At 57.4% G+C, this 15323-nt stretch carries 14 protein-coding genes and 1 pseudogene; 9 read left to right on the top strand and 6 right to left on the bottom strand.

Annotation, left to right across the window (positions count from 1 at the left end; all coding sequences use genetic code 11):
• Positions 1–49: 49 nt before the first annotated feature.
• From E4O97_RS03895 to E4O97_RS03880, 4 genes are all read left to right on the top strand, one after another.
• The gene (locus E4O97_RS03895) at positions 50–2203 is read left to right on the top strand and encodes a TonB-dependent siderophore receptor (RefSeq protein WP_216091501.1); all 2154 of its coding nucleotides are present in this window, start codon (positions 50–52) and stop codon (positions 2201–2203) included.
• A gap of 180 nt (positions 2204–2383) precedes the next feature.
• Positions 2384–3877 carry a methyl-accepting chemotaxis protein gene (locus E4O97_RS03890; RefSeq protein ID WP_216091502.1) on the top strand — a complete coding sequence of 498 codons (1494 nt, stop codon included), beginning with the start codon at positions 2384–2386 and terminating at the stop codon, positions 3875–3877.
• 174 nt (positions 3878–4051) lie between these two features.
• Positions 4052–4291 carry a hypothetical protein gene (locus E4O97_RS03885; protein WP_216091503.1) on the top strand — a complete coding sequence of 80 codons (240 nt, stop codon included), beginning with the start codon at positions 4052–4054 and terminating at the stop codon, positions 4289–4291.
• Between the two features lie 157 nt (positions 4292–4448).
• On the top strand, positions 4449–5582 hold the full coding sequence (locus E4O97_RS03880; RefSeq protein WP_032880919.1) for a sensor histidine kinase: 1134 nt from the start codon (positions 4449–4451) through the stop codon (positions 5580–5582).
• A gap of 322 nt (positions 5583–5904) precedes the next feature.
• Here the strand turns inward: E4O97_RS03880 and E4O97_RS03875 are convergent, their stop codons facing one another.
• A complete protein-coding gene (locus E4O97_RS03875) occupies positions 5905–6420 on the bottom strand; it encodes a GNAT family N-acetyltransferase (RefSeq protein WP_078821269.1) in 516 nt (171 codons plus the stop codon).
• Between the two features lie 190 nt (positions 6421–6610).
• On the opposite strand from E4O97_RS03875, the gene E4O97_RS03870 reads away from it, so the two are divergent.
• Positions 6611–7231, top strand: coding sequence for a LysE family translocator (locus tag E4O97_RS03870; RefSeq protein WP_078821268.1), 621 nt, complete (start codon positions 6611–6613; stop codon positions 7229–7231).
• Between the two features lie 168 nt (positions 7232–7399).
• Complete coding sequence (locus tag E4O97_RS03865; protein ID WP_078821267.1) at positions 7400–7939, top strand: AAA family ATPase; 540 nt, start codon at positions 7400–7402, stop codon at positions 7937–7939.
• Positions 7940–8038: 99 nt separating this feature from the next.
• On the opposite strand, the gene E4O97_RS03860 is transcribed toward E4O97_RS03865, so the two are convergent.
• Complete coding sequence (locus tag E4O97_RS03860; RefSeq protein WP_248160865.1) at positions 8039–9253, bottom strand: aldose 1-epimerase family protein; 1215 nt, start codon at positions 9251–9253, stop codon at positions 8039–8041.
• Positions 9254–9295: 42 nt separating this feature from the next.
• Here E4O97_RS03860 and E4O97_RS03855 point away from each other — a divergent pair, with 42 nt between their 5' ends.
• Positions 9296–9667: a hypothetical protein gene (locus E4O97_RS03855; RefSeq protein WP_248160873.1), complete on the top strand. Its 372-nt coding sequence runs from the start codon at positions 9296–9298 to the stop codon at positions 9665–9667.
• Positions 9550–9849 carry a hypothetical protein gene (locus tag E4O97_RS03850; protein ID WP_078821265.1) on the top strand — a complete coding sequence of 100 codons (300 nt, stop codon included), beginning with the start codon at positions 9550–9552 and terminating at the stop codon, positions 9847–9849. The genes E4O97_RS03855 and E4O97_RS03850 overlap by 118 nt, the downstream gene beginning before the upstream one ends.
• A gap of 327 nt (positions 9850–10176) precedes the next feature.
• Here E4O97_RS03850 and E4O97_RS03845 read toward each other — a convergent pair.
• The 3 genes and pseudogenes from E4O97_RS03845 to E4O97_RS03835 form a co-directional block, all read right to left on the bottom strand.
• Positions 10177–10347 (bottom strand): annotated as a pseudogene (locus E4O97_RS03845) (OprD family outer membrane porin); the annotation flags it as partial.
• A 139-nt stretch (positions 10348–10486) separates the two neighbouring features.
• Positions 10487–11893 (bottom strand): YfcC family protein, encoded by a 1407-nt coding sequence (locus E4O97_RS03840; protein WP_216091505.1) that lies wholly within the window; start codon positions 11891–11893, stop codon positions 10487–10489.
• Between the two features lie 29 nt (positions 11894–11922).
• Positions 11923–13047, bottom strand: coding sequence for a M20 family metallopeptidase (locus E4O97_RS03835; protein WP_248160864.1), 1125 nt, complete (start codon positions 13045–13047; stop codon positions 11923–11925).
• Positions 13048–13173: 126 nt separating this feature from the next.
• On the opposite strand from E4O97_RS03835, the gene E4O97_RS03830 reads away from it, so the two are divergent.
• Positions 13174–14097 carry a LysR family transcriptional regulator gene (locus E4O97_RS03830; RefSeq protein WP_078821262.1) on the top strand — a complete coding sequence of 308 codons (924 nt, stop codon included), beginning with the start codon at positions 13174–13176 and terminating at the stop codon, positions 14095–14097.
• 300 nt (positions 14098–14397) lie between these two features.
• Here the strand turns inward: E4O97_RS03830 and E4O97_RS03825 are convergent, their stop codons facing one another.
• Positions 14398–15291 (bottom strand): LysR family transcriptional regulator, encoded by an 894-nt coding sequence (locus E4O97_RS03825; RefSeq protein WP_078821261.1) that lies wholly within the window; start codon positions 15289–15291, stop codon positions 14398–14400.
• Between the last annotated feature and the right edge of the window lie 32 nt (positions 15292–15323).

Raw genomic sequence — 15323 nt, 5'->3', positions numbered from 1 at the left:
TCAACAGATTTTTTATTTGCCACGGATGGCCTTTGGGAGCCCTATATCCATGTCTGTGCAACAACGCGTCAGCAACGTTTTTTCACCCAGCTCAATGGCGATGGCGATCTGCCTAGCAACCTCACAAGCGGCCCTGGCCGCCGACGCCGAAGCCCCGGCCACCATTGAGCTGGGCGCCACCCAGGTGTCGGGCCAGCAGCTTGGCGCAACCACTGAAGGCAGCGAGTCATACACCACCGGCTCGATGAAGACTGCAACCAAACTGCCGCTGACCCTGCGTGAAACCCCACAAGCTGTCACCGTGATTACGCGCCAGCGCATGGATGACCAGGCCATGACCAGCATCAACGACGTGGTCAACGCAACGCCCGGGTTGTTCCTGAACTACTCCAACGGCCCCGGCCGGCAGGCTTACACCGCACGCGGCTTCAATGTCGACAACCTCATGTATGACGGTATCCCCAGCGGTTACAACGGCGCGTCGGTGGGCGCCCAGCCAAACCTGGCGATGTTCGACCGCGTCGAGGTGGTGCGCGGCGCTACCGGCCTGGTGACCGGCGCGGGCAACCCTTCGGCCGCCATCAACCTGATCCGCAAGCGGCCCCTGGACGAACAGAAAGTCACCCTCACCGGCGCCGCCGGCAGCTGGGATGACTACCGTGGCGAATTCGACGCCTCCAGCCCGCTCAACCCCAGTGGCACCTGGCGCGGTCGCGTCGTCACGTCCTACCGCGACGCCAACAGCTTTATCGACAAGGCCGAGCAGGATCACGGCCTGTTCTACGCCGTCACCGAAGCCGACCTGAGCGAAGACACCACTCTCACCCTCGGCTACTCGAACCAGAAGGACAAGACCAACTACTTCTGGGGGGCTTCGATGGTCGGCCTGGATGGCCATCACCTGGACCTATCGCGCTCCTACAACCCCGGTACCGACTGGGAAAACAAAGACCAGGAAATCAATACCGTGTTCGCCGAGCTGCGCCAGCGCCTGGCCAATGACTGGAGCCTGCAGGTCAACGCCAATTATTCCGAACAGGACGCATTGTTCTCCGGCTCCTACCAATCGCGCTGGACGAACAAGACCCTCGCCCGCACGGTGTATCAGGCCCGCTATGATGAAAACCAGGCCGGCGTCGACGCCTTTGCCAGCGGCCCGTTCGAGGCGTTCGGGCGCACTCATGAACTGGTGGTGGGCGCCAGCAAGCGCATCTACGACATGACCACTCATAACTACAGCCCGTATGAGATGAACTGGCCGATCAATGCCGGCAAACCGAACTTCACCCGCACCAATAACGCTCGTGAAGTCACCACCCAGGACGGTTTCTACCTGACCTCGCGCCTGAGCCTGGCTGACCCGTTGAAGCTGATCCTTGGCGGGCGCTTGGATTGGTATGACTATGACAACCGTGATGGCGACGGCGACTACAAGGTTACCCGCAACCTCACCCGCTACGCCGGCTTGATCTACGAACTGAACGACCAGCACTCGGTGTATGCAAGCTACAGCGACATCTTCACGCCACAGAAAGAGAAGAGCACTGCCGGCACCCCGCTCAAGCCCATCGTCGGCAAGAACTATGAAATCGGCCTCAAGGGCGAATACCTGGGGGGCGCGTTGAATGCGAGCGTGGCGCTGTTCCGCGTTGACCAGGAAAACCGCGCCGTGCAGATCGTTGTGCCGAACTGCCCACAGGCCTCTTGCAACCAGGCCTCGGGGGAAATCCGCAGCCAGGGCATCGACTTCGAACTGCAAGGTGCCTTGACCGAGAACTGGCAAGTCGGCGGTGGCTACACCTACGCGCGAACCCACACCATCAAGGACGACGCCAACCCGCAGAAGGTCAACAAGCAGTTCGACACCGACACCCCCGAACACCTGTTCAAAGTCACCACTCGCTATAACTTCCAGGGCCCACTGGAAAAACTCCGGGTCGGCGGCAACATCTCCTGGCAGAGCCGCATGTACAACGACATCAAGCTGGCCGATGGCAGCACCTACCGGCTCAAGCAAGGCGGTTACGCCGTCACCGACCTGATGGCCGGCTACCGGGTCAACCAACACCTGGACCTGCAAGTCAATGCCAACAACATCTTCGATCGCCGGTACTACCAGTCCATTTCCAACGATGTGGACTATGGCGGCGACTCCTATGGCAGCCCACGCAACATGATGCTGACCGCCAAATACAGCTTCTGATTCCAGGCTGTACCGTGGGAGGGCCTGCGCCCTCCCACTCAAGTCCCCTTCCCGCCTGCCGATAACCGATTGCCGGATCTGATCCGGTAAAAAACGCTGCACCTGACTTGCTATCGACCAGCGGCCATCGTGGCACGCCACATGCTTGGTTGCTGGCATCACTACATGGAGTAACCGTGAATGCCCCTTCGCACACGCTTCCAGGAGCACTATCGCAAGGCCGACCGCATCATGCTGGCATTGATCTGGCTGATGTTCCTGTTCTCCCTGGGGTTGGCGTTCTGGCATGACACCTTGCTCCAGGCGCTGATCGTCGGTGGCGGCACCGGCATGGTGCTGACGGCTCTCTACCGTGTCATCGGCGGCACCCGCGTGATGCGTTGCGCACTGGGCGCCGGCTTGATGGTGATGGCGGCGTTGCACATCAATCAGGCACACGGGGTGATCGAATCCCACTTCGGCATTTTCGCGCTGTTGGCGGTGTTGACCTTCTACCGTGACTGGCTGCCGATCCTGGTGGCGGCGCTGACCATCGCCGTGCACCACCTGGTGTTCCATGCGCTGCAGCACCAGGGTTTGCCGGTGTTTGTGATGGAGCATCACGGCGGCTGGACGATGATCTTCGTCCACGCCTTCTATGTGGTGATGGAAACCGTGGCCCTGTTGTACCTGGCGGTCCACAGCCAGGCGGAAGCTGTCGAAAGCCAGGAAATGCTTGAGAAGATGCTCGCTGTAACTTCACAGTTCACCGAGCAAAGCGCGCAGGGTGAAGACAAGGTACGCGTGTCCCTGGCCAAGCGCTTCGACCACTTCCTGCAACAACTGACTCACCTGATCGACGGTGTCGCCCGCGACTCCCACGGCCTGGGGCAACTCGGCCAGGAACTGGCCTGCGCCAGTGGCACCCTGGAAAAAGGTGCGCGGCATCAACTGGTGCAGATCGGCGAAATGAACGGTTCGATGCAGCGCATGGAAGACGCCATGGGCCACATTACGGTGCAAGTCGAACAAGCCGTGGAACACGCCGGCCAAGCCAGTCAGCAAATTGTTCGCGGCCAGGAGAGCGTCGGCCGCGCCCAGCTTGAAATCAGCCAGTTGGCCTCACGCATCAACGGCACTGAATCCACCGTGCAATCGTTGGCCGTGCAGGCCGAGCAAATCGGCTCGGTGCTGGAAGTGATCAGCAGCATCGCCAACCAGACCAACCTGCTGGCCCTCAACGCGGCCATCGAAGCCGCCCGCGCCGGCGAGCAAGGCCGCGGGTTTGCCGTGGTCGCCGACGAAGTGCGCAGCCTGGCACAGCGCACCGCCCTCTCCACCCAGGAAATCAAAACCATCATCGAGGGCCTGCAGCATGGCAGCCGCGAGGCCGTCGAAGCCATGCACGCCAGCCGCGAAGGCGTGGAGCGTTGCGTGCAAGACAGCCAATTGGCGGTGCAGATGCTCCGGGCGGTCGGCGAGGACATTGCGCATATCGATCAACTTAATGGCCGCATCGTCGCGACCACCCGCGAGCAGACCTCGGCGAACCTGGAGATCGTCGGGCGCTTGCAGTCGGTGCAGAGCATCGCCCAAAGCACCGCCGACGATGTCGAAACCCTGGCGCGCAGCAGCGAACGCCTGCCGCCGATTGCGGTGCGCCTGGATGCATTGGGGCGCAGGTTTCATCCTTGAATGCGCCGGTACGCTCCCCGTGAGGCTTTTCGCTGCACATCATCGCCTTCCGCTCGCACACAGCGAAACTCCTGCACCGTCTTTCGGTCGATGCTTTCAAGAGACCGATAGCGCCTCAGATGCCTTGTGTGTGCGTGTGTGCGTGTGTGTGTAATGAATGCTGCGGAGACAGCCATGAAAGAAGCCTTCAACGATTTGCCCGGCCCCATAAAGCGACAGGCTGACAGACTCCTTCGCGAGATCGAACTCGCGGGGTCGATGATTCTTGCAGTCAAAGGGGGGGCCAAAGCCCAGGGGTTTGTTCTGGGAATAAACTGCTGTGAGGGTCTGACATCCGAGCGCTGTGAGCAACTGGCAAGCCATTTTGACAGCGTTGTAGAGCACAAGCTGAGGTCGCTGACACTCGGGTTTTAGCGTCAGCGGGATGAACTCTGTCGGCACGCAGAGTGGATCAATGCTATCGCTACCCCCGGCCGCGCTTTTAAAGCTGCGAACAACCTCCTACACTGCCGGGAATTTCCCTGCATCTGCGCCGCCTCGCTCTTGTGCCCTACCCTTCAGGATTACAGACATGCGCCTGGCCGATTTCATCCTTGAGCACCTCGAACCGATTCTGCAAGCCTGGGAAGATTTCGCCAGAACCCTCGACACCCCGGGCGAGGACCTCGACAGCGTGGCGCTGCGCGACCATGCCGAGCAGATGTTGCGAGCCATCGTCAGCGACCTGCGAACCAAACAGACCCGCCAAGAGCAAATCGCCAAGGCCCAGGGCCTGGCCCCCGCGGAGGAGCAGGAGACCGCGGCAGAAATCCACGCCATCACGCGGTTGATGGCCGGCTTCACTATCGATCAGATGGTGTCGGAATACCGCGCCCTGCGCACCAGCGTGGTCAGCCAGTGGATGCGCCAGATCAAGGACGGCACGCCGATCAACGTTGACGACATGACCCGTTTCCACGAGGCCATTGACCAGGCCCTCGCCGAGTCCATCGCCAGCTATTCGCGCGCGGTCGAGGCATCGCGCAACGTGTTTCTGGGCATCCTCGGCCACGACCTGCGCACGCCGCTCGGCGCGATCCTGCTGGGTGCCGACGTGCTGCGGCGCTCCCAGGATGCAGGCCCCAAGGCGAACAAAGTGGCCAATCAGATCTACACCAGTGTGCGCCGAGCGAGCAAGATCGTCGGCGACTTGCTCGACCTGACCCGCTGCCAGATGGGGCCGGGCATTCCGGTCAGAACGGCCGATATAGACCTCTCACCGCTTTGCCAGCGTGTCGTTGAAGAAATCCGCACGTTTCATCCTGAAGCGATCATCCTGTTCGATTCGAAGACCCAGGCGTCGGGCCAGTTCGACGGCGCCCGAATGGAGCAGGTGTTCTCGAACATCGTCAGCAACGCCGTGCAGCATGGCGACACCACGCGGCCTATCCAGGTCGAGTTGGAGTTACAGGAAGATTTCGCGGTATTTTCCGTGCACAACAGTGGAGAGGCGATACCTGAGGATGTGCTGCCGTTCATCTTCAACCCCATGGGCCGCTTCTCTCAGCGTACTGCCGTCAATCACGGCCCCACAGAGGGCTTGGGCCTGGGCCTGTTCATCGCCTCGGAAATCGTCGCTTCCCATGGCGGATCGATTGAGGTCAGCTCTGATACCGAACACGGCACGGTGTTTCATGTGCGGCTTCCCCTCAATTCGATAGCCTAGGTATCAACACAGCTTCGGCGCGACCCTGAACCGATGGGAAGGGGCAAGCCCTAATACCAGTCAGTTAAGCGAACGAAATGCTCAAAGCAGCGCAGATCAAATGTGGGAGCGGGCTTGCCCGCGAAGACGTCGGCCCAGTAAACATTGGTGTTGACTGACCCACCGCTTTCGCGAGCAAGCCCGCTCCCACAGGAGATCTACGTTTAACTGACCGGCATGGTTATATTCTGAACCCGGTCAACAAGAACAAGTCGATTTGGTTGACGACGCAAGGGCTGGAGCGAGGCCGGCAACTGGCTGATCGGTTGTTTGGAACAAAAACTCAGGTAAAGGACAACCTGTACCGCACCTCCACCAGTGTGACGCCGCCCCTCTCAATCTTGAGTTCGCTGCCTGCGTCCTCGACACAACCGACCCTGCGATAAAAGCGCATGGCCCGTTCATTGCGGGCCAGGACCCAAAGCGTCAGGCAGTCATACCCCTGCTGAACCAACGCCTGCAAGCCCGCGTTCCACAGCGCCAGCCCGACGCCCGTTTGCCAATACCTGGTCAGAACATAGATGGCCATAACCTCCCCTGCATTTGCCCCGGCGGCCTCTTCGTCACGGCTGGCGCCAACGGCTATCCACCCGACAATCTGCTGGTCCACCTCTGCGACCCATACACCAGGTTCGCCCGCGGCTATCGAGCGACGCCAATAGGCTTCGCGCTGAACCAGGGTGGCCTGCAACCCGTTCAAGTAGTCGGTGGGCATCAGGTCGCGATACGCCTCTTGCCAACTGCTGATATGCACTTGGGCAATGGCGTTTGCGTCGGTGGGTAATCCTCTGCGAATCATGCGTGCTCCTTCCCTCGTGCACTGAATCTTGTCTTCGCAGTATGACTGCGGGCTTATGACGAAATCAGTTTCGCCGGGGACGAAATAAAGATCCTGCGCTCCGGCACGCAGATGCACTGCCAGCCTCATTGCTGTCCCTGCCGACTGCCCCTATCCTCAACGCTCTCGTCCGACCAAACCCGGAGCCGCCATGGACCTCGCCACCCTCGCCCTCTTCTTGCCTGCCTGCTTCGCCCTGAACATGGCGCCTGGCCCCAACAACCTGCTGTCGGTAAGCAACGCCACCCGTTACGGCTACCGCACCTCCTGCCTCGCAGGTCTCGGTCGGTTGCTGGCCTTTGCCGGCATGATCGCCCTCGCCTCCGCCGGGTTGGCGGTGGTGCTGCAAACGTCGGAGTTGTTGTTTTACGGGATCAAGATACTTGGCGCGGCGTACCTGTTTTATCTGGCGTATCAGCTATGGCGTGCGCAACCACAGACAGAGTCACAAACAGCCGCTCACCAGGTCGGCTTATGGGCCCTGGCACGGCAGGAGTTTCTGGTGGCGGCGGGCAACCCGAAAGCCATCCTGATCTTCACCGCTTTCCTGCCGCAGTTCGTGGTACCTGACCAACCCATCACCGCACAGTTCGCCCTGCTGGGCGCGATGTTCCTGGCCCTGGAATGGATCGCCATCAGCGCCTACGCCTACATGGGCCTGCATATGCGCCGCTGGTTTGCCGAGCCAAGGGGCAAGCGCATCTTCAATCGTTGCTGCGCGGGGCTGTTGTCAGCGGCGGCGGCAGTGTTGTTAACGGCGCGCAGGGCGTAACCCAACCACTGTAGGAGCGAGCTTGCTCGCGAAGGCCGCCAACGTTGGCACGGGGTGCCTGGATAAAAGGTGGCGCTCTTGGGTTTGCGTGAGCACGTTGACGCAGACAGGCATTGACGTAGAATCGCCACCCCAAAAATTCAGCGCGCACAGCGAGAAGGAGCTTAGATGCGACGGGTGATGATTGTGGGTCAACCTGGGTCAGGCAAAAGCACCTTGGCGCGCAAGCTTGGTCAGTGCACGGGTTTGCCGGTCGTTCATATCGACACTATCCACTGGCAGCCAGGGTGGATCGAACGCAGCCGCGACGCGAAGACGCAGCTTTGCCTTGAGGTCGAGGCCCGTGAACGCTGGATATTCGAAGGAGGCCATTCAACCACTTGGGACAACCGGCTGGCCCGCGCAGATCTGTTGATATGGATTGACCGTTCGGCGACGCTCCGATTCTGGCGCGTATTGCTCAGGACGCTGCTCAAACGCGGTCAGACTCGGCCTGACTTGCCGGAGAACTGCCCCGAACGACTGGCGAACCTGCCGGAGTTTTTTAGATTCATGTGGCAGACCAAAGAGTCAGCACGAGTAAAGATGCAACAACTCGTGGAGGCTGCCCCACCCGCCTGCCGTGTGGTTCATCTGCGGTCCAATCGGGACACCCGGATATTTCTTGCGAGCATTGGACGTTCGATTGGCCGGACAACGCCAGATTGATCGTCGGCTGACGGCTTCACTCCGTCGTTAATGTTGCCGCACCCCGCATAAGCGTGGGTGCTCAACATCAATAACATCGCAATGATGCTCCAGGCGGCGTCATTCCTTGGTCAAATCAACCAACGGCGTCTGCCGCACCTCAGTCTCACGCCCATCCTGAATTTCGCTGACCTGCTTCAAAGCCTTATCAACAGCGGCCTTGTCCGCCAACAGGCTGTAGCTGATGCGGAACTGCTTGTGTTCCTTCGGCCCGATTGTCGGCACCAGATTCAGTGGCCGCTGATAACGACGGTTGTAGGAAAAACTCGTCCCCGGCTCCAGCCCCGTGACATAGCCCTGGCCTTGGGTGTCGGTGTTTTTCCAGAGGGAAAACACCGGCAGTGTCTGTGTATTGAAGCCAACCGAAACGCCCAGGCTGCCGGCCTTGTTATGCAGCACGGTCAAGGTATCGCCCTTGGCATCGGCATATGGCACCACGTTGTAGACTGTTTCGTCATAGTCTTTGGTCGGTGCGCGATAGGTTTGCCAGTCGGCCAATTCGCCCTTGGCCTTGTCATTGAACGGCGACACCTGCTTCACCGGCGCGACAAACCGCGCGCCCTGCTCCAGGAACGGGGTGCTGAAGTTACTGTGATACAACGCCTGGTATTCCTTCGGATAGTCGCCGTTGTTGGTCAGGGTGTCATTGAGGGCAAACACCACACTGCCGGGTTGAGTGACCAGTTCGGTCGCGACAGAGAAGTCGACCTTCTTGAACGCCTGCTCTTTCAGCTCGCCGCGCAAGGTGATGGCATACGGTGGTTTTTCATCGATATGCAGCGTGACTTTATTCGCAGGAATATTGGCGGCCCGCCCGTGCAGGGTCAGCAGTTCGCCGTTGTCCATGCCAGGGTGGCCGACCCACTCGTAGCCGCAGCGGGTGACCAGCTCGTTGAAACCTTCCAGCCAGCCCAGTCCACCGCGGCCATTGAGCTCGACGAACGACGGATTGACCACTTCCTTGACCGGCGAATCCCAACCCATCCGCACATCGCCGACCGAAGCCTGCAACACGTTCATACCGCGAGTCGGCACCACCGAAAGCTTCATCGTGCCGTTATCGATATCCACGATGCTCACCCCCTCCTGCCGACCGCCGTGCAAGGTGCGCAGGGTAACGCTGAAGGGCTTGTCGGTTTGCACGCCGAGCTGCTGGCTGGTGATTTGCCAGTTCTGGGCGGCTTTTTCGGTGTCGAGTAATACGTAATCCCAGGCCATGGCATGGGAGGCAGCGGAAAATGCGCTGAGGGCAACGAGGAGTTTTAGCGGGGTCATGGCGGTCGCCTTTCTTGGAGTTGTATGCGATTTATAAACTCGATGAAACGTTTCAGCAAGCTTAAAAAGCGTGATGGTGTGGGGAAATATCAAGAAGGGAATGAGGCTAGTCGGGAGCAGACTGCAGCGAAAAAGTGGAGTGAGCGGCGTTCGAGCCTCAGTCCATCCGTGCCGGTTACAACCTTTGCGTTGATCGTCGGCTGCAACGACGCTTATAGTTTCCCGGTCGCCCATGTGGCGATCAGGTTTGGCGACCTGATTATCGGTAAATCATTGCATTTATCGGAGTTTCAAAAATGGAAAGATATATCCCTCTTACTGGAATCGATCGGGTTCCAGCGTCCCTGCTCATTGACTCGCAAGCACCGCTCGATGTGCTGCAAGCGATGGCTGACTATCGCATTCGCACCGTGACTCAAGTATTGGAAAACATCGCTTTTCGGGGTGAAGTGGAGGCTGACTGCGTGGTGCTTTCGGATTTTGCTCAACTACTGGCGATACCGTTGCGGGATGGGTGTGATCTGATGGATGTTATCGCGCGTCGATTGCGGGAGCAGGCTTCGGAGGTAGAAGCGCACTCTACAACGGTTAGCTAGAAAGGGCTCCGTGCGCTGGAGCAAGGCAGGCCAGCGCGTGGAGGAGAAACTGGTTATTTCTCACGGGCCGTAAACGGCCAGAAGCGGACGTTCAATACAGACTAGTAAGGGGAGACACTCGCTCTCATCTTGAGGATGCACAGTAGCAATACATCATTTATTCCCGAGATGCGGTCGCCCCCCATCAGTCTTTGACTGGGACACCCAAAGCCTGCACAATTACCAACTTTGTTCGCGACAGGAAGTCTGCCAACGGATTGTAGTTCTGGGAAATGCCAGTATCGGCAAATCTACCCTCGCCCGCATCCTCGGCAAGCGCCAGAGCCTGCCATCAGTGTATCCCGATTTGTAATCGAGCATGAAACCTTGCGCCCACTCTTCGGTTTTCGAAGGTGTAGCAGTTCCATTGCGATTGTCATTGTTGAAGTAGAAATTTTTCATTTCCAATGTGGCTGTTCCGTCACTCAGGAAGTCGGCATAAGCCTGAGCACTCAACATAATGCTGTTCAGCACAAAAGTCGTAGCGATTGCTTTTTCGACCACTTACAGTACTCCTGCTCTTCTTATTTTAATTAGATCAACAAACACAAAAGCTCCCCCATCCACTACGAAGCAAATAGAGGATAACTGGAAATACTTAATACGGCCCCCACTTTATTTCCACGGCGATGATCAGTACGACCACGCAGATCACCATCCAAACAGCAACCAGTGGTGCGACAAATTTCACCCACTTACCGAAGGGTACTCCTGCCACAGCAAGAACTCCCATCAATACTCCGGATGTCGGATTTATACAGTTAACGATTCCCTCACCGAACAAGACAGCATGGACAACCACTTGCCGCGTCAACCCGATCATGTCGCCGATAGGGACATAGATCGGTATAAGCAACGCCGATTCACCAGAGCCGGAAGAGATCGCAAAATGCATCAGAGCCGCACTAAAATACATCCCTATTGCTGCCATTGCTGGATGTAGCGGGGCTAATAAATCAGCCAGGCACCCGACAATGGGGTCAAGGATTTTGCCATTATCCAAGACGATCGATATCGCACGTGCCATGCCAACAATGAGTGCTCCAGATACAATTCGGGAACAACCACCAAGAAAGCTATTGGCTATTTCAGACGCCGAAAGCTTTCCAATCATTCCTGCAACAATAGCCATCAATACAAACATGGCTGTCATTTCAACTTCACCCCATTTCATGGTCATGGAACCATAAATGAAGGTCACTAAGGAAATGGATGCGAAAGCCAGAATAATCCAGTGGCGGGTTGTCGCCTTCGATTCTTGACGGGACACCTCGATAACTACAGGACGCTTTTCTCCGTTTTTTCGACAAGCCCGCATATAAATCGTCAAAAAAACAATACAGGTCAGGATAAAAAGACCTGAAGTGATCCCGCGCAACCCAAAACCGGAAAACAGCGGTAGTTGTGCAAGCCTCTGGGTAAGCCCGGTTGTCACTGGGTTGGTAAGCGCCACATTGTAACCAGAGGCACACGTCAGGTAAACCAGTGATATCCCAAAGATGGGATTCAAACCCAGGGATTTAGCCACCAGCAGACCAATCGGGACGAAAGCAACAACCGCATTGACCACAACTCCCGTTGTACCAAGCACCCCAAAGATCAATCCAAATATAATAATTATCAAATAATCATTAAGTTTTGTACTGTTTGCTATTCCATTTAAAGCTTGATGAATAGCACCGGTGCTCTCAAGTACAGCCAAAGCGCCGCCCGTAAACAGTATCAGGAAAATGATCGGTGCTGAGCTTTGCAAGCCTGTGGCTATCGCGGTAAAAACTCCTAGCGGATGAACGCCATTTTGGGCAACCGGATGAAGACTTCCCGAGATGACAAATGAAATGCCATCACGCATTTCACGATCAAACACTCCCGCTGGAACTACCCAGGTTGCAATAGCGGCAACCACCAAGATTATGAAAAGAAAAACATAGGGGCTCTTGGTTTCTTGCTTTGTGCGCTTTGAGGCGTTGCTTGTTTCCTCAATGGCCGTTTTTGTATTTATCATAGCCTTTTCCTCGAGTTATCCTGGTAGATTCAAAGTCTCTGGATCAGCTCGGCGAGAAGTGCAGCCCGTACTGGCAAGTCTGAGATAATGATGTGTTCATGAATTGCATGCGGCCCGACACCGGTGGCTCCAAGTCCATCCAGGGTGGGTACGCCGACTGCGGAGGTAAAGTTTCCATCACTTCCCCCGCCCACCGAGGCACCTTCAATTTGAATACCAAGAGCGTTTGCTGCCTCTTGAGCAACAGCAAAAAGCGCCTGGTTTGTAGGCGTATATTCAAGTGGTGGCCGAACCAGGCCGCCAGTTACAGAAATCTGCGCACCGACCAAGTATGGCTTCATTTCTTTAACCAACGATTCGATACGCCGAGCCTCCGACTCACTGCTAACGCGTAAATCGACATTCAACTCAGCGCTGTCTGCAACAACATTCGTCCGCTGGCCACCCTTCGCGATTCCCACATTCAGTGTTGTTCCTAACTCAGGGGCATTCAAGCCATGCAGAAACAGTATCTGCTCGGCCATCTCATGTACTGCACTTACCCCTTCCTCCGGATTGTTGCCGGCGTGGGCCGCACGACCTTTGATCTTGATATCGAAACGCCCTGTTCCTTTACGTTCGGTCTTGAGTGCATGGGTATGTGAGGTAGCCGGTTCGACAACGAGTACCTGCTCACACAATATCGCTTCACTTTCAATCCACTCCCGAGAACTCGGACTGCCGAGTTCTTCATCGCTTGAGCATAAAAAGCGGATCTCCCGGTCCTTGAGCAAGTCGAGATCAATCAGGGCCTTGGTCGCCCAAATGGCCTGAACAAGCCCGGCCTTCATGTCCAAAACGCCTGGGCCGTATAGCTTGCCGTCCTCCACCTTTATTGGCAGACGCCCAATATCCCAGACAGTGTCAAAGTGCCCTAGGATTGCCGTGCGCCTTGAACCTTGACCGGCCGTGAAAACGAGATGGTTTCCGTATTCGTCACGTGGAACGACCTCTGCGGTAGCGTCAATACGCCGCATCATGATTTCCTGAAGCACTTCACCGCAGGCATCAACCGCCCGTTTATCTGTAGAGGGTGACTCAGCACTGACAAGCGTCCTTAAATCGGCGAGAAGACTGTCGGAATGCCGGTGGAGGTACTCTTGTACGATACTCATGTTTTTGGCCTGTCATGCGTTAATGAAGCCTGAGTATGGAATGCCTCCATGGCTTGAAAAATAAGAAGCGCGCCACTAAATTGTTGCCCTCAGGTCAACAGTTGGCTGCCGCCGTAGGGCTGAGAAATGGACAACGAACTCCAAGAAAAGCGTCTGGGCTATCTCCACGAGGTTGGGCTTCAAGGAGGTATTCGCAAGGCAGCCGACGTGCTGAACGTCAATCCCTCCGTTATCAGCCGTCAGGTTGCGCTCCTCGAACGCAGCTTGCATCTACCGCTACTTGAACGTCGTGGACGAAACGTGGTGCTGACGGAGGCCGGCAAGCTTCTTTCGGATCATTTCTCGGAAACTCAAGAACGCCGAGAGGCGCTAACCAAGCACTTGAATGACCTTCGATACATGCGGGGCGGGACGGTAAACCTTCGTATCGGGCCGGGCATGGTTGCAAACTTTGTGGGCAACGAGTTGCGTGAGTTCTCCAAGGTCTACCCGGACGTCTTTGTAGACATCAGTTCAGGCGACATGAGCACTACGCTGATGATGCTCGTACGTGGGGAAGTAGACATGGCTTTATCCTTTGGCCCTATCGAAAACGTGTCTCTTCAACGACGCAGTTTTACCAGAGGCCCCATGTGCGCCATCGTTCCCAATGATCATCCATTAAGAGACTTCACTAGCATTCCCATAAGCGAGCTGGCACACCATAGGCTCATAGCGCTGACAAATACGTACGGCATACAACGCTATATCAATAAGATGTTCGAGTCCGAAAACGTGGCGTTCACCCCTGCATATCGCTGTAACCAGCAGTCAGTTGCGATAGCTTTATGCCAAGCCGGTCTTGGGGTAGGTTTTATGACAGCTCAATCACTTGGGCAACAAGCCGGGAATTCAAAGCTTATAGCTATACCACTTGATCACCCGATCGCGAGGGAATCACAGTGTCATATTCTGCGTAGCTCAGATCGCCGACTACACCCCGCCTCTGAACATCTATGGTGGCTACTCGTAAACCACCTGGAAAGGACTCAAAGCGAAGGGGCTACGTAAACCTTTTCTTCGTGGCAGCGTGGACGCTCTGAGGTGCCGCAGCAGTCTGGACTCTAACCTTGAGAATTCTCCGGACTATCGAGCCTGTATCCCGGTCCCGCCAAGACGGGGAGCGGATGCTCGGCTGATAGATAGCAATCGGCCATTTGGCGCCTGTCTAGAATGTCAGCTATTGGTCGGCAACGCTCACTTGCGACAGGCTGCTTTGGGTCAAGTTCTGCCTGTGGCCACCGACAGCTTTTGGCCGAAATCCGCCGATCCCCCTCCTCCCAACAAATCCAGATCTAAACCCGCACCTCATCAAACCCCATGCCGCTCCACCAAAAAATCCACAAACGCCCTCACCCGCGCCGGCATCGCCCCTCCCCCTACAAACACCGCATGAATCGGCTCCACATCCCCCGGGTTAAAGTCCTCCAGCAACACCACCAACTCCCCCCGCTTCACCTCCTCCACCACACTAAACGCCCCAATCCGCGCAATCCCTGCCCCCAGCTTTGCCAACTGTGCCAATGCCTCGCCACTATTTCCCTCAATCGTCCCCGCCACCTTCAACGAAAACTCGCAACCATCCATCCGAAACGGCCAATCCGGCGCCGCTCGGCGGAAGTTGAAGCGTAGGCAGTTGTGCCGGAGTAGATCCTGCGGCAACACCGGGGTGCCATGTTTTGCCAGGTAGTCCGGTGAGGCGACGATCACCTGCCCGGTGGAGCCGATAGGACGAGCAGTCAGGGGGCTGTCGGCAAGGGGGCCGAAGCGGATGGCGACGTCGGCCTGGCCGCCGAGTATGTCCACCACCTCATCGCCGAGCATCAGGTCGACGACGATGGCCGGATAGCGGGCGCTGAAGGCGGCGATCAGCGGGACGATAGTCATGCGGCCATGGGCCAGGGCGGCGCTGACTCGCAGGCGGCCGCGTGGGGTGCCCTGGTCGGTGATGGCGTCTTCGACTTCGGCCATGTCTGCGAGGATGCGCCGGGCGCCGCGCAGGTAGGCTTCGCCTTCGGCGGTGAAGGTGATGGCGCGAGTGGTGCGCAGCAGCAGTCGGGTGCCGATGCGCTTTTCGGTGCGGGTGATGATGCGGCTGATGGACGATGGCGTCAGCCCCAGGGCTCGCGCCGCGCCCGACAGGCTGCCCTGCTCGGCGACCATGGCGAACACTTCCATCTCTCCTGACCGACCGCTGATGTCCATTTGTGCCTCCTGCGCAAAGCTGTAGTTCCCGA

Source organism: Pseudomonas sp. W15Feb34 (assembly GCF_023127765.1).
In the GTDB taxonomy this organism is placed as follows: domain Bacteria; phylum Pseudomonadota; class Gammaproteobacteria; order Pseudomonadales; family Pseudomonadaceae; genus Aquipseudomonas; species Aquipseudomonas synxantha_A.
The sequence above is the reverse complement of the archived record's forward strand: the minus strand, read 5'-3'. Positions and strand labels throughout refer to the sequence as shown.

What these genes read in the sequence shown, in the direction of transcription:
- E4O97_RS03895 (WP_216091501.1), top strand. Translation starts at nt 50, where the DNA reads ATGTCTGTGCAACAACGCGTCAGCAACGTTTTTTCACCCAGCTCAATG.
- E4O97_RS03890 (WP_216091502.1), top strand. Translation starts at nt 2,384, where the DNA reads ATGCCCCTTCGCACACGCTTCCAGGAGCACTATCGCAAGGCCGACCGC.
- E4O97_RS03885 (WP_216091503.1), top strand. Translation starts at nt 4,052, where the DNA reads ATGAAAGAAGCCTTCAACGATTTGCCCGGCCCCATAAAGCGACAGGCT.
- E4O97_RS03880 (WP_032880919.1), top strand. Translation starts at nt 4,449, where the DNA reads ATGCGCCTGGCCGATTTCATCCTTGAGCACCTCGAACCGATTCTGCAA.
- E4O97_RS03875 (WP_078821269.1), bottom strand. Translation starts at nt 6,420, where the DNA reads ATGATTCGCAGAGGATTACCCACCGACGCAAACGCCATTGCCCAAGTG.
- E4O97_RS03870 (WP_078821268.1), top strand. Translation starts at nt 6,611, where the DNA reads ATGGACCTCGCCACCCTCGCCCTCTTCTTGCCTGCCTGCTTCGCCCTG.
- E4O97_RS03865 (WP_078821267.1), top strand. Translation starts at nt 7,400, where the DNA reads ATGCGACGGGTGATGATTGTGGGTCAACCTGGGTCAGGCAAAAGCACC.
- E4O97_RS03860 (WP_248160865.1), bottom strand. Translation starts at nt 9,253, where the DNA reads ATGACCCCGCTAAAACTCCTCGTTGCCCTCAGCGCATTTTCCGCTGCC.
- E4O97_RS03855 (WP_248160873.1), top strand. Translation starts at nt 9,296, where the DNA reads ATGAAACGTTTCAGCAAGCTTAAAAAGCGTGATGGTGTGGGGAAATAT.
- E4O97_RS03850 (WP_078821265.1), top strand. Translation starts at nt 9,550, where the DNA reads ATGGAAAGATATATCCCTCTTACTGGAATCGATCGGGTTCCAGCGTCC.
- E4O97_RS03840 (WP_216091505.1), bottom strand. Translation starts at nt 11,893, where the DNA reads ATGATAAATACAAAAACGGCCATTGAGGAAACAAGCAACGCCTCAAAG.
- E4O97_RS03835 (WP_248160864.1), bottom strand. Translation starts at nt 13,047, where the DNA reads ATGAGTATCGTACAAGAGTACCTCCACCGGCATTCCGACAGTCTTCTC.
- E4O97_RS03830 (WP_078821262.1), top strand. Translation starts at nt 13,174, where the DNA reads ATGGACAACGAACTCCAAGAAAAGCGTCTGGGCTATCTCCACGAGGTT.
- E4O97_RS03825 (WP_078821261.1), bottom strand. Translation starts at nt 15,291, where the DNA reads ATGGACATCAGCGGTCGGTCAGGAGAGATGGAAGTGTTCGCCATGGTC.